Annotated in this window: 13 protein-coding genes and 1 pseudogene; 5 read left to right on the forward strand and 9 right to left on the reverse strand. The window is 41.2% G+C overall.

From position 1 onward, the window contains the following. Positions 1–3: 3 nt before the first annotated feature. The 6 genes from ispC to rimO form a co-directional block, all read right to left on the reverse strand. A complete protein-coding gene (gene ispC, locus F947_RS13050; RefSeq protein WP_004976705.1) occupies positions 4–1,200 on the reverse strand; it encodes a 1-deoxy-D-xylulose-5-phosphate reductoisomerase in 1,197 nt (398 codons plus the stop codon). After that, a complete protein-coding gene (locus tag F947_RS13055) occupies positions 1,201–2,025 on the reverse strand; it encodes a phosphatidate cytidylyltransferase (protein WP_004976707.1) in 825 nt (274 codons plus the stop codon). Between the two features lie 3 nt (positions 2,026–2,028). After that, positions 2,029–2,781: a polyprenyl diphosphate synthase gene (gene uppS / locus F947_RS13060; RefSeq protein ID WP_004976709.1), complete on the reverse strand. Its 753-nt coding sequence runs from the start codon at positions 2,779–2,781 to the stop codon at positions 2,029–2,031. Positions 2,782–2,784: 3 nt separating this feature from the next. Further along, the gene (frr, locus tag F947_RS13065; protein ID WP_004976711.1) at positions 2,785–3,339 is read right to left on the reverse strand and encodes a ribosome recycling factor; all 555 of its coding nucleotides are present in this window, start codon (positions 3,337–3,339) and stop codon (positions 2,785–2,787) included. An 88-nt stretch (positions 3,340–3,427) separates the two neighbouring features. Next, complete coding sequence (gene pyrH / locus F947_RS13070; protein ID WP_004976712.1) at positions 3,428–4,156, reverse strand: UMP kinase; 729 nt, start codon at positions 4,154–4,156, stop codon at positions 3,428–3,430. Positions 4,157–4,240: 84 nt separating this feature from the next. After that, a complete protein-coding gene (gene rimO, locus F947_RS13075) occupies positions 4,241–5,584 on the reverse strand; it encodes a 30S ribosomal protein S12 methylthiotransferase RimO (RefSeq protein ID WP_004976715.1) in 1,344 nt (447 codons plus the stop codon). 350 nt (positions 5,585–5,934) lie between these two features. Between rimO and glnL the strand changes: the two genes are divergently transcribed. Together glnL and glnG are read left to right on the forward strand one after the other, a co-directional pair. Beyond that, positions 5,935–7,044, forward strand: a complete 1,110-nt coding sequence (gene glnL, locus F947_RS13080; protein ID WP_004976718.1) for a nitrogen regulation protein NR(II) — start codon at positions 5,935–5,937, stop codon at positions 7,042–7,044. Then, positions 7,031–8,509, forward strand: coding sequence for a nitrogen regulation protein NR(I) (glnG, locus tag F947_RS13085; RefSeq protein ID WP_004976722.1), 1,479 nt, complete (start codon positions 7,031–7,033; stop codon positions 8,507–8,509). Before glnL ends, glnG begins: the two co-directional genes overlap by 14 nt. Before the next feature lie 94 nt (positions 8,510–8,603). Here glnG and F947_RS13090 read toward each other — a convergent pair whose 3' ends face one another. Continuing rightward, positions 8,604–8,933, reverse strand: a complete 330-nt coding sequence (locus F947_RS13090; RefSeq protein ID WP_004976724.1) for a hypothetical protein — start codon at positions 8,931–8,933, stop codon at positions 8,604–8,606. A 120-nt stretch (positions 8,934–9,053) separates the two neighbouring features. On the opposite strand from F947_RS13090, the gene F947_RS13095 reads away from it, so the two are divergent. Both F947_RS13095 and F947_RS13100 read left to right on the forward strand, forming a co-directional pair. Then, the gene (locus tag F947_RS13095) at positions 9,054–9,482 is read left to right on the forward strand and encodes an HD domain-containing protein (RefSeq protein WP_004976725.1); all 429 of its coding nucleotides are present in this window, start codon (positions 9,054–9,056) and stop codon (positions 9,480–9,482) included. Positions 9,483–9,556: 74 nt separating this feature from the next. Then, complete coding sequence (locus tag F947_RS13100) at positions 9,557–10,456, forward strand: LysR substrate-binding domain-containing protein (protein WP_004976726.1); 900 nt, start codon at positions 9,557–9,559, stop codon at positions 10,454–10,456. A gap of 224 nt (positions 10,457–10,680) precedes the next feature. Here the strand turns inward: F947_RS13100 and map are convergent, their stop codons facing one another. Both map and F947_RS13110 read right to left on the reverse strand, forming a co-directional pair. Continuing rightward, on the reverse strand, positions 10,681–11,475 hold the full coding sequence (gene map, locus F947_RS13105; RefSeq protein ID WP_004976729.1) for a type I methionyl aminopeptidase: 795 nt from the start codon (positions 11,473–11,475) through the stop codon (positions 10,681–10,683). 178 nt (positions 11,476–11,653) lie between these two features. Continuing rightward, complete coding sequence (locus F947_RS13110) at positions 11,654–12,604, reverse strand: RNA-guided endonuclease InsQ/TnpB family protein (RefSeq protein ID WP_228619236.1); 951 nt, start codon at positions 12,602–12,604, stop codon at positions 11,654–11,656. 81 nt (positions 12,605–12,685) lie between these two features. Here F947_RS13110 and F947_RS15000 point away from each other — a divergent pair. After that, positions 12,686–12,807 (forward strand): annotated as a pseudogene (locus F947_RS15000) (IS982 family transposase); the annotation flags it as partial.

A 12,807-nucleotide genomic window follows, 5' to 3' on the forward strand; every position in this document is an offset into this window, starting at 1 on the left:
GCTTTAGCTTCCTTTATTCAACACAAAATACTGTGCAATAGCACGAGCATTTTGGTCTGCCTGCAAAATCAGTTCAATGCTTTCTGCGGCTGAATTTTGTATTTGGTTCAGGGTATGCTCAACCACTGTCGCGATTTCGGTAAAACGAATTTTTTGCTGCAAGAATGCTGCAACTGCAATTTCGTTTGCTGCGTTTAAAATAGCAGGTGCTAAACCACCTTCTTGCATGGCTTGACGTGCCAGACTTAAAGCAGGAAAACGGGTGGTATCGGGTGCTTGAAAATCAAGCTGATGATTGACAAACAAATCTAAAGGCGGAACATGCGTTTGGATACGCTGCGGCCACGCCAAAGCATGCGCAATTGGCGTACACATATCAGGATTACCCATTTGCGCCAAAGTTGAACCATCCACATATTGAACCATGGAATGAATAATACTCTGTGGATGCACCACCACTGTAACAAAGTGTTCTGAAATTGCAAAAAGATGACACGCTTCGATTAATTCCAAACCTTTGTTCATTAAGGTTGCAGAATCTACCGAAATTTTTTGTCCCATAGACCAATTTGGATGTTTGCAAGCTTGTGCAGGAGTAACGTGTTGCAGTTCTTCTAGGCTGTGGTTTAAAAATGGGCCGCCCGAAGCAGTCAGTAAAATTTGTGATACACCTAACTTAGGTTGTCCATTCCGCTCAGCCTGTAAATAATGTTCAGGCAAACATTGGAAAATCGCGTTATGTTCAGAATCTACAGGCAATAGCAAAGCTCCATGTTCACTTGCCGCCTGCATCATGATGTCACCCGACATCACCAAAGCTTCTTTATTGGCCAATAATACGCGTTTACCCGCTTTAACCGCAGCCAGTGTAGGTAACAAACCTGCCGCACCAACAATGGCTGCCATTACCACATCCACTTCAGGATGTTCGGCAACTGCGATTAAACCCGCCTCATCGCTTAAAATTTCAATCCCTGAAATGTGTTGCTGTGCAAGTAACTGCTGCAATTCATCAACTTTTGCCGCAGGTACAACCACAATTTTAGGATGATACTGTTTGCATATTTGAACCAGTTCTTGAATTCGGCTATGTGCCGTCACGGCAAAAACTGAATACTGCTCAGGATGTTGTTGCAGTACTTTTAGGGTGCTTTGTCCAATTGAACCTGTCACACCCAAGATACAAACAGCTTGTGACATTTATAAATCTACGCCAATAAGTTTTAAAACATACATACCTGCAGCAAAAATTGGAGCTGCTGCAAGTAAAGAATCAATCCGATCTAGCACACCACCATGACCTGGCAAAACTCGCCCAGAGTCTTTAATACCTGCACGGCGCTTGATCATGGATTCAAACAGATCGCCCAATACTGAGCTAAATACCGTAAATACCGAAAGAATCAAAAATAAAATATGTTGTGCCAAAGTTAGGTCCAAATACACCACTTCGACAACAATCACAATTAGCATGGCTGTAAACACACCGCCATATAAGCCTTCTACTGACTTGTTTGGACTGACATTTGGTGCAAGTTTTTTCTTGCCTAGTTTGCGTCCAACAAAATAAGCACCTGAGTCTGCACCCCAAACCAACAAGAACAAGTACATTAACCACCACGGCGAACTATTCCATACGGAAAAAATTGCAGTGACCGCAGCAGAAATTAGAATAAAACCAATAAAACTTAAGCTTGGGTTATACCATGCATCGTATTCTGGATAAGACTTGACCCAATAAATACTGAGTAACCATGTCAAAATAGAAGCAGCCCAAAGTAACAAGGCAATATCACTAAAATAAAGTGCCATTGCTGCCAAAGCGGCAGTCAATACACCAAAGCCCCAAGCCACAGGTTTGAGGACATATTTAGTTTTTCTTGGCATGAGTTTGAACCACTCATAGCCCGCAACCCCTGCTGCAACAATCATCAGCATAAACATTGGATAGTGCGACTGAGTTGCAAACATACAACTCAACACCACAGCAACCAATACCAATGCGGTAATAATCCGCTCTAACATGTATTAATTCTCAATTTTCTCTTGTTGAATTTGCTCAGAAGTTTTACCAAAACGACGTTCGCGACCACCAAATACTGCCAGTGCATCGTCAAATTCTTCTATGCTAAATTCAGGCCACAAGGTTTGGGTAAAATACAATTCAGCATACGCAGCTTGCCAAAGTAAAAAGTTGGACAATCTAAAATCGCCACCTGTACGAATCAACAGATCGACAGGTGGTAGGTCTGCCAGACTGACATATTGACCAAAAAGTTGTGTATCTATTTGTTCAATATCAATTTTATGCGCCACAACATCTGCAGCAATTTGTTTTGCAGCTTGTGCCATATCCCACATACCACCATAACTAATGGCAATTGTGAGTGTCATGCTGTTGAAATTAGCAGTCCTTTGTTCGGCATGCAACATTAACTCACGCAAATGCGGCGACAAACGTGAACGGTCACCAATAAAACGTAAGGCAATATTGAATTTTTCCATGCGTGGTAATTGCTCATGAATTGTGGTTTCCAGCAATTGCATGAGTAAATCCACTTCAAACTGCGGACGATTCCAGTTTTCACTCGAAAAAGCAAAAACGGTTAAAGCTTGAATGTGTTTTTTTCTACAATGTTCAACAATCGGGTCAAGTACATCTTTACCAGAGCGATGTCCTTCCCCTTTTTGCATTTGATTTTTTTTTGCAAAACGATTGTTGCCATCCATAATGATGGCAACATGTTTTGGCAAAGACGCGCTGTCTTCCGATGTGGTCATTGATTAGACCTTCATCAACTCAGCTTCTTTTGCAGCAAGACGCTTGTCTACTTCTGCAACGTATTTGTCTGTGATTTTTTGGATGTCATCTGCTGCACGGCGCTCATCATCTTCAGAAATTTCTTTTTCTTTCAATAATGCTTTGATGTCGCCCAATACATCACGGCGGATGTTACGAATAGCAACTTTGGCATTTTCTGCTTCAGAACGCGCAACTTTTTGCATGTCACGACGAGTTTCTTCAGTCAATGCTGCAAGCGGTACACGAATTGCATCGGCTGTGATTGGGTTTAGACCCAAATCTGACTCACGAATTGCTTTATCAATTGCAGACACCATTGAACGCTCAAATGGCTGAACCAATAAGGTACGTGAATCTTCTACACCAATGTTGGCTACTTGGTTAAGTGGCACATCGGAACCATAGTAAGAAACCATCACACCATTTAAAATTGATGGATGTGCACGACCTGTACGTACTTTGGCAAAACCATGTTCTAAAGACTCTAAAGTCTTGCTCATACGTTCTTCGCTGTCTTTTTTAAGATCGTTAATCATAAGATCTTCCTTACTGTATTCTAAAATTTGAGTCAAAATATAGGGTTAAATTAGACCGTAGTATAAAGAGCTTTGTGGCTCACGTACATTAGTTCGTAACGTGAGTACCTTCTTTTTCGCCCATCACTACAGAAAGCAATGCACCTGCTTTATTCATATCAAAAACTTGCAACGGCACATTGTGATCGCGGCATAAGCAGATTGCAGTTAAATCCATAACACCTAATTTTTCATCCAACACCTGGTCAAATGTAAGTGTGTCATATTTCACCGCATCTTCGTATTTGCTTGGATCTTTGTTATATACGCCATCTACTTTGGTCGCTTTTAAGATCAAGTTAGCTTCGATTTCGATACCACGTAAACATGCTGCTGTATCTGTGGTAAAGAATGGATTGCCTGTACCCGCAACGAACACACACACTTCACCTTGAGTCAGGTGACGAATCGCATCACGGCTTGAGTAAGACTCAACCACTGTACCAATAGGCAATGCAGACATTAAACGGGTTTTGATGTTACGGCGCACCAAGGCATCACGCATGGCTAAACCGTTCATCACCGTTGCCAACATACCCATTTGGTCGCCTGTTACACGGCCGACTAAACCATCTTTTTGTAATTGGCTGCCACGGTATAAGTTACCACCACCGACAACAATACCCACTTGCACACCTAAACCAACCAAGTGTGCAATTGCCAAAGACATTTGATCGAGCACTTGCGCATCAATCCCCATGTCTTTATTACCCGCAAGTGCCTCACCCGATAGTTTCAACAAGATACGTGCATAACGTGGCTTTTTTGAATCTAACATTGTCATTACTCCAATTCTAAATTCTAAACTTTAATTTTTTACAATTTGTATGGCTTACAGCTAGCAATCCAAATCTGCAAAGCATTATGCAGATTTGACCTGAATCAGCTTGGCAAATAAGTCGTATTCATCGGCATCGGTAATTTCAACTTCAAGTAAATCACCTGCTTTAATCACGCTCTTGTCAATATCTTCTACAAAGACGTTGCCATCAATTTCTGGCGCATCTGCATAAGAACGTGCCACTGCGACTGGAAATTCTTCTTCCAAATCATCTACCAACACGGTCATGGTTTGACCCATACGTTTTTGCAGTTTAGCTGCTGAAATTTCTTGCTGAACCTGCATAAAACGCTCATAGCGTTCTTGCTTGATTTCTTCTGGCACATGATCTGGCAAGTCGTTTGCTGCCGCACCTTCAACAGGTGAATAAGTAAAGCAACCAACACGGTCTAATTGCGCTTCTTTTAGCCAGTCGAGCAAAATTTGGAAATCTTCTTCTGTTTCGCCTGGAAAACCCACCACAAAGGTTGAACGAATCACCAGCTCAGGGCATTTTTCACGCCAAAGTTTTAAACGCTCCAACGTGTTTTCGCTGTGCGCAGGTCGCTTCATCAACTTTAATACTTTCGGGCTGGCATGTTGGAATGGAATATCCAAATAAGGTAAAATTTTGCCTTGTGCCATTAAATCAATTACAGCATCCACATGCGGATATGGATAGACATAGTGCAAACGCACCCAAATACCCAATTGCCCTAAGGCTTCACACATATCATAGAATTTGGTTTTAACAGGCTGACCGTTCCAAAAGTCCAATTTGTATTTGGTATCTACGCCGTAGGCAGAAGTATCTTGAGAAATTACCAATACTTCTTTTACGCCTGCACGTTTCAGTGCCGCAGCTTCTTCTAATACCGAACCCACAGGACGCGAAACTAAATCGCCACGCATGCTTGGAATGATGCAGAAAGTACAGCGATGGTTACAGCCTTCTGAAATTTTAAGATAGGCATAATGTTTAGGCGTCAAACGAATGCCTTGTTCAGGTACCAAATCAATAAATGGATTATGTTTTGGTGGCTCAGGAACATATTGATGCACCGCTTCCATCACGTCCTGATAAGCAGCCGCGCCAGTCACTTTTAATACGTTGGGATGCATTTGACGAATTTTATCTTCATCTTTACCCAAGCAACCTGTCACAATGACACGACCATTGGCATTCATGGCTTCGCCAATCGCGTCTAAGGACTCTTGTACTGCAGATTCAATAAAACCACATGTATTGACAACAACTAAGTCAGCACCTTCATAATCAGATGCGACATCATAACCTTCAGTTTTTAACTGAGTTAAAATTCGTTCGGAATCTACCAATGCCTTAGGACAACCTAAAGAAACAAAACCGACTTTGGGGGATTTCATAGAATCTGCACTCCACTAGAATGCGCGTATTGTATGACTTTTCTTTGCATAAAAATAGAGAAATAGCCGACTCTTTGCATAATGCACCAAAATACAACCATTCAGGCTGAATGATTTAAATATTGCACCATTTTAATGCATTTTTTATTTACAGTGTTTCTGTTATCCGTTATATCTTGAAAATTCAGTCCAGTTCCTGCGCATTTTTCCTATTCTTCAGTGATAAATGCACTAAAAACGAAAAGTTGGCGTGCATTTTGCTTAATTCGCCTCAATTCGATCCAAATTTGGAACATGGCTGACACATGACAATGCCCTTGCACAATATTTCATACAGGAAGCATTCACGAATGGATCAGACCCAGAGCATTGACTATCGTCTTTTGGTGGATAACCTCAGCACCGCAATTTTACTGGTTGATCGTGACCTGAATATTTTTTATTTAAACTCGTCTTGTGAAGCATTGTTTGATATCAGTTTAATTCGCGCTTCGGGGCAACCCGTTTTAAATTTGCTGCACATGCCTGATGATGAGTTCAATACGCAAGAGGCTTTCCTGAATACCATCAAAACTGGTCAACCCTACACCCGCCGTGAAGCGACCATTAATGTCAATTTTAAAGATATTCATGTCGATTACACTGCATCACAGTTAAATGCAGGCAAGCCTTATCATCCTCTTTTGCTGATTGAATTGAATCCGATTGATCGGATGCTCAAAATTTCCAAAGAAGAAAACTTTATTCAACAGCATCAAGTCGCACGTCAGCTGATTCGTGGTGTGGCACATGAAATTAAAAACCCGCTTGCAGGAATTCGTGGTGCGACACAACTGTTAGCACGAAGTTTAAATGACCCGAAATATGATGAATTTACCGACATTATTATTAGCGAGGTAGATCGTTTAAGAAACTTGGCCGATACCATGCTCGGCTCACGCCAACTACCAAGCTATGAACTGGTCAATATTCACGAACCTTTAGAACGGGTGCGCAGCCTGATCGTCAATCAAACTAAAAACAAAATAAATATTATCCGTGATTATGACCTTTCTTTACCTGAAGTCATGGCAGACCGCGATCAATTGATTCAAGTCATGCTGAATATTTGCGCCAATGCAGTACAAGCCATGACCGAACATCCCGATTTCTTTACCGAGCATCGACCTGAATTGATTTTAAGAACTCGTATTCAACGCTTGGTTACCATTAATGGTGTGCTGAATCGTTCTACCGTACGTGTTGATATTGAAGATAACGGCCCAGGCGTACCTGAAGACATTTTAGAATCCGTGTTTTATCCATTGGTGACTGGACGCGCAAACGGTACAGGACTTGGTTTGAGCATCGCACAAAATATTATGCATCAACATAACGGAATGATTGAATGCCAATCCATTCCAGGAAAAACAATATTTAGCTTATATTTACCTTGGGAGGCGAGTCATGTCGCGAAATAAAATTTGGGTGATTGATGATGACCGTGCAATGCGCTGGGTACTGGAAAAAACTTTTAGAGAAGAAGGTTTTGAAGTCACCAGTTTTGAAGAAGCACAGTCTGCACTAGATGAGTTAAACCAAGATGCACCCGATGTAATTTTGACCGACATTCGCATGCCTGGAATTGATGGTTTAACTTTTCTTGGCAAAGTCAAAGCCAGTTATCCCGACTTGCCTGTAATTATTATGACTGCGCACTCCGATTTAGAATCGGCAGTATCTAGCTATCAAACAGGTGCATTTGAATACCTACCCAAGCCTTTTGATATTGATGAAGCACTTGCTTTAGTCAATCGTGCAATTTTGCATATCACCAAACTACAACAGCAAGAATCTGCAAAATCGACAGTGCAGCCAATTCAATCGACAGAAATTATTGGTGAATCGCCTGCCATGCAGGAAGTGTTTCGTGCGATTGGTCGTTTATCGCAATCACACATTACTGTGCTCATTAATGGTGAATCAGGTACAGGCAAAGAGTTGGTGGCGCATGCACTGCATCGCCACTCACCGCGTAGCAGCAAACCATTTATTGCGCTGAATATGGCAGCCATTCCGAAAGATTTGATTGAAACCGAACTTTTTGGACATGAAAAAGGTGCATTTACAGGTGCCAATACACAACGTCAGGGACGCTTTGAACAAGCCAACGGCGGCACCTTGTTTTTAGATGAAATTGGTGATATGCCTTTTGAAACACAAACCCGCTTATTGCGTGTCTTGGCAGATGGTGAATTTTATCGGGTTGGTGGACATATTCCTGTCAAAGTGGATGTACGGATTGTCGCAGCAACACATCAGGATTTGGAAAAACTGGTACAAGATGGACGCTTCCGTGAAGACTTATATCATCGCCTGAACGTCATTCGGATTCATATTCCTAAACTGGCGCATCGCAGTGAAGATATTCCAATGTTGGCACAGCACTTTTTGGCACGTGCAGGCAAAGAATTAGGCGTGAGTCCAAAAATATTGCGTCCTGAAACAGTCGAATATATGCAGCAATTGCCGTGGCAAGGTAACGTGCGCCAATTGGAAAACACTTGTCGCTGGCTTACCGTGATGATTACAGGACGTGAGGTCTATCCTGAAGATTTACCAACCGAACTCAAGCAAATTCCAATTGAAAAATTAGCCGAACATTCTGCGCTTCATGTGGCAGATCGGGTATCTATGCAGCATTGGGATGAATTACTTGGGCAATGGGCAGTACAAAAGTTAAAAAATGGCGAGATGAAACTTCTGGATATCGCCATTCCAATGTTTGAACGCACCTTAATTAATGCTGCACTGCAACAAACCCGTGGACGTAAACGTCATGCCGCTGAATTATTGGGTTGGGGACGTAATACTTTGACGCGAAAACTCAAAGAATTAGGAATGAACAGTGCCGATGATGAAATAGAAGAAGATATGGAGAGCTAAACGCAGAAAAAATATCTAATCCATCAAAATATAGGGAAATTCAGCTTTTGAATTTCCCTATTTTTATATCTTAGACTCTCTAAGTTAAGTGCAATTAAGCCGCGGTAAATCCAACATAGCGAGATAAACCTTGCACGCCTAAATCCGTTTTATAAATCAAATATTGCGGATAACGACTTGAAGTCAGTTCTTGCCACATATCCAACTGATCATCATGTGCATGAATTTCATCGACACTGCGTGGCATGCTTTGTTCAAATACATCTGAGGCATATTCAAAACCCAAATCCATTGCGACAAACAAAGTATGCTCGCAAGGCTGAATATATTGTTCTTCTGCCCAATCAATAACAGCATGTTGGCAATGTGGGCAAAGCAAATTTTCAGTCGCAGGCGTATTCAGTTCAATGAGTTGATATGGCATAGAGCAGCATCACCAATAGTAAAATAGATAAACATAAAATCTGTTTGCATCATAACAAGCAATTTCTATATTTTGCGCTAAGCACGGCTTATAATTATAGAAATTTTTTTAATTATACTTATGGCAACTCTAGAAAATGCAATTACACTTGCAGTACAACAACATACAGGGCAGCTAGATAAAGGCGGTCAGCCTTATATTTTGCATCCCTTACGTGTAATGTTGCAATTACAACAGCCCGATCAGCAAATTGTCGCTGTACTGCACGACATTCTTGAAGATACCCACACCACAGCACAAGACCTGCAAAATTTAGGATTTCAAACGCATATTATTCAAGCAATTCAGGCGCTCACCAAACTGCCGCATGAAACTCGTGTTCAAGCGGCTATGCGTACTGCACAAAACCCGCTTGCCTGTGCTGTAAAAATTGCAGATGTGCAAGACAACATGAATTTAACGCGGATTCCCAATCCTACAGCACGTGATTTAGCCCGTTTAGAAGAATACCGACAAGTTTTAGAGATTCTGCAAAAAGCACAGCAATAAAGCACAATTAAAGATTGACAACATGCAACGATGCCACTTTAATTTAAGTATTGTTGCATAAATGGAATTTAGTCATGCTTACAGATTTGGATGATTTTTATTGTTTTGCCCAAGTGGTCGAACATGGTGGATTTAGTGCAGCAGAACGCGCCACCGATATTCCAAAATCCAAACTTAGCCGACGCGTACACAACCTAGAAGAACGCTTAGGTGTGCGTTTAATTCAGCGCAGCTCACGTCATTTTGCGGTCACAGAAATTGGTATGAATGTGTATCGGCATGCGCAAGTAATGATGAATGCTGCCCAAGCCGCGCACGACTTGGTCGATCACCTAAGTATTCAACCGCGTGGTGTAATTAAAGTCAGCTTACCTGTTTCAATTGCACAAAATGAAATTGCCAAAATCTTGCCTGAGTTTTTGAAAGCCTACCCTGAAATTAAAGTACAGCTAATTGTCAGCAACCGTCGTGTCGATATCGTCAACGAAGGGATCGACATTGCCCTGCGTGTCCGCTCAAATTTAGATGATGATCCAAGTTTGGTGATTCGCAAATTCAGCAACATCGAACAACATCTATTTGCCAGTCAGGCTTATTTAAATGAATTTGGCGATTTGAAAAAACCTGAAGATTTAAGTCATCATAAAATTTTAAGCATGTCGGATGAGCATTTAGATCAATACATGGTTGTGCATGATCAACAACAGCAACCGAAAAAAATTAAGGTCAACCCTACAGTCATGGGTTCAGATTTAATGATGCTAGCGCAATTGGCACGACAAAATTGTGGCATTGTGTTGTTGCCTGACACGATTGTTGAAGATTATGTTGCATCGGGTGAATTGGTTCGTGTTTTACCCGACTGGCACGCACCGCATGGTATTTTCCATGCCGTCTATCCATCACGCCGTGGTTTATTACCTGCTGTACGTGTATTTATCGACTATTTGGTCGAAAAGCTAACCATTCGTTAGCACATAGGATCTTTTGATTTCAGATACGAAACAGCAAAAAAAAAAGCTTATCTAAGACAGATAAGCTTTGAAAACTACAATCTAAAATAAGAAAGCTAAAACAAAGAAACTACAGCAAGTATCTTTGACTTCAATTATAGCGATTGTTCATTTTTTAACAAATAGTTTAAAACTAAAGTCTAAGATGTTTTATCTATCAGTCTTAACCTGAAAGCATTCGTGCATTAAATTTCAGGATAACTCCCCGTACCTTCTGGCCACGGCGATAACACTTCAAAGCCTGTATCAGTCACAGCAACCATGTGTTCCCATTGTGCAGAAAGTGATTTATCTGTCGTCACCACCGTCCAGCCATCTTTCAGTTCTTTCACACGCGCTTTGCCCGCATTCACCATTGGCTCAATGGTAAATACCATGCCTTTTTTAAGCACCAAGCCTTGTCCAGGCTGACCATAATGCAGCACACTTGGTTGTTCGTGATACACCTGCCCAATACCATGTCCGCAATATTCACGCACAATGCTAAACCCTTCACGATGCGCCACACTTTGAATGGCATAGCCAATATCGCCCAAAGTCGCGCCCGGTTTCACCGCATGAATCCCTGCGCGCATCGCCTCATAAGTGGTATCGACCAGTTTTTTCGCTTCTGGTTTCACCTGACCCACATAGTACATACGACTGGTATCACCATAAAAACCATCTTTAATCACTGCCACATCAATATTAATAATGTCGCCATCTTTTAAAATGGTTTTGGATGATGGAATACCATGACAGACCACTTCATTGGGTGAAATACAGGTGGTTTTGGTATAACCGTGATAGCCCACATTGGCAGGAATGACTTTTAAGGTATTTACAATATAATCGTGACACAAATCATCTAAGTATTCTGTCGTGACTCCGGGTTTGACATGCTCGCCAATCATCTGCAACACCTGAGCAGCCAAACGCCCCGAAATGCGTAATTTCTCAATATCTTGCTCTGATTTAATGCTGACTTTAAGGGCGCGCATGATGAACTCCTGACCTGAAGCCTGAGATTATAGCCGTTATTTAAAACCTACTCAAACCTACTCAATGTGGGTTTGATGTTTAATTCCTACTTCACCATCAAGAACCTAAAACATTTGCTTTAGGGATTACCTCAATTCCATAGGCTGTCACGGTGTAACTCACCGCCTTAATCACCACTTATGCAGTGATTAAATCTTTATCCGCATATCGCAGGATATTAATTGATGCATTAACATCACGATTTTGGATGGTTTGGCAAACTAAGCACTTCCACTCTCGTGCAGAAAGTGTGAGAGATTGATTTAATTCACCACAGCACGAACACATTTTACTACTTGGGAAGAATCGACCAACCGAAAGTACCGATTTTCCATGCTGTTTGGCTTTATAAATCAACTGCCTTTTAAACTCATAAAAACCCATATCGGATATAGCTCTTGCGAGTTTACGATTCCTCAACATGCCTTTAACATTCAAATCTTCAATCGCAATCACATCAAAACGTGTTACCAAATCCGTTGTGACTTGATGAAGATTATTCTTGCGTAGACAGGCAATTTTATAGTGCAGGCGAGATAGCTTGGCTTTTGCTTTTTCTCGATTCTGACTACCTTTTTTCTTACGACTAAAAGACTTGTTGAGTCGCCTTAGTTTTGCAAGCTGTCTTTTAAGTGGTGCGTTAGAAGGAATAACCTCACCATTTGAAAGGGTGGCAAGATTAGAGACACCCAAATCAACACCGATACTTAAACCTGTTTTCGGTTTAAGCTTTTCGATCTGGGTTAGTTCGACAGCGATTGATACAAACCACTTACCACCTTGTTTAAATATTTTGGCCGAGAGAATTTTACCCTTATAGCGCAGATTCTCAGTCATTTTCACCCAACCCAAATTAGGGATTTTAATAGACCGACCCTTTACGCTAAATTGATCATTTGATAATGAAAAACGGTCATCCTTGCCTTTTTTTCTTGGCTTGGGGTATCCTGATTTGCCGTTAAAAAATCTATCAAAAGCACTACCCAACTGCTTAATCGCCAACTGTGGTGCGCACTTAGTCACTTTCTTCATGAAAGGATATTTTTCAAATTTAAAAGTGTTTAGGTGCTTTCTTAATTTAACCCGAATTACGGATAAGAAAAGCCCTTGAAAAAAAGGTAGTTAGAGCCATTTAGAAAGTTACGACACAACCCAAAGGCTCTAACTACCATGTACGATTTTACAGAAATTTTTTGTATTGTTGATGATTTTTTCAAAAAATTTGAACCCATCTATTGGCAATTTCTCAAGCAAGAAAACAAACGTCAACGTATCAGACAAGCAACGCTATC

This window comes from Acinetobacter towneri DSM 14962 = CIP 107472 (assembly GCF_000368785.1).
Classification (GTDB): domain Bacteria; phylum Pseudomonadota; class Gammaproteobacteria; order Pseudomonadales; family Moraxellaceae; genus Acinetobacter; species Acinetobacter towneri.

Bases quoted from the DNA above. Each gene is read 5' to 3' on its own strand.
- ispC (WP_004976705.1), bottom strand. From the start codon at position 1,200: ATGTCACAAGCTGTTTGTATCTTGGGTGTGACAGGTTCAATTGGACAA.
- F947_RS13055 (WP_004976707.1), bottom strand. From the start codon at position 2,025: ATGTTAGAGCGGATTATTACCGCATTGGTATTGGTTGCTGTGGTGTTG.
- uppS (WP_004976709.1), bottom strand. From the start codon at position 2,781: ATGACCACATCGGAAGACAGCGCGTCTTTGCCAAAACATGTTGCCATC.
- frr (WP_004976711.1), bottom strand. From the start codon at position 3,339: ATGATTAACGATCTTAAAAAAGACAGCGAAGAACGTATGAGCAAGACT.
- pyrH (WP_004976712.1), bottom strand. From the start codon at position 4,156: ATGTTAGATTCAAAAAAGCCACGTTATGCACGTATCTTGTTGAAACTA.
- rimO (WP_004976715.1), bottom strand. From the start codon at position 5,584: ATGAAATCCCCCAAAGTCGGTTTTGTTTCTTTAGGTTGTCCTAAGGCA.
- glnL (WP_004976718.1), top strand. From the start codon at position 5,935: ATGGATCAGACCCAGAGCATTGACTATCGTCTTTTGGTGGATAACCTC.
- glnG (WP_004976722.1), top strand. From the start codon at position 7,031: ATGTCGCGAAATAAAATTTGGGTGATTGATGATGACCGTGCAATGCGC.
- F947_RS13090 (WP_004976724.1), bottom strand. From the start codon at position 8,933: ATGCCATATCAACTCATTGAACTGAATACGCCTGCGACTGAAAATTTG.
- F947_RS13095 (WP_004976725.1), top strand. From the start codon at position 9,054: ATGGCAACTCTAGAAAATGCAATTACACTTGCAGTACAACAACATACA.
- F947_RS13100 (WP_004976726.1), top strand. From the start codon at position 9,557: ATGCTTACAGATTTGGATGATTTTTATTGTTTTGCCCAAGTGGTCGAA.
- map (WP_004976729.1), bottom strand. From the start codon at position 11,475: ATGCGCGCCCTTAAAGTCAGCATTAAATCAGAGCAAGATATTGAGAAA.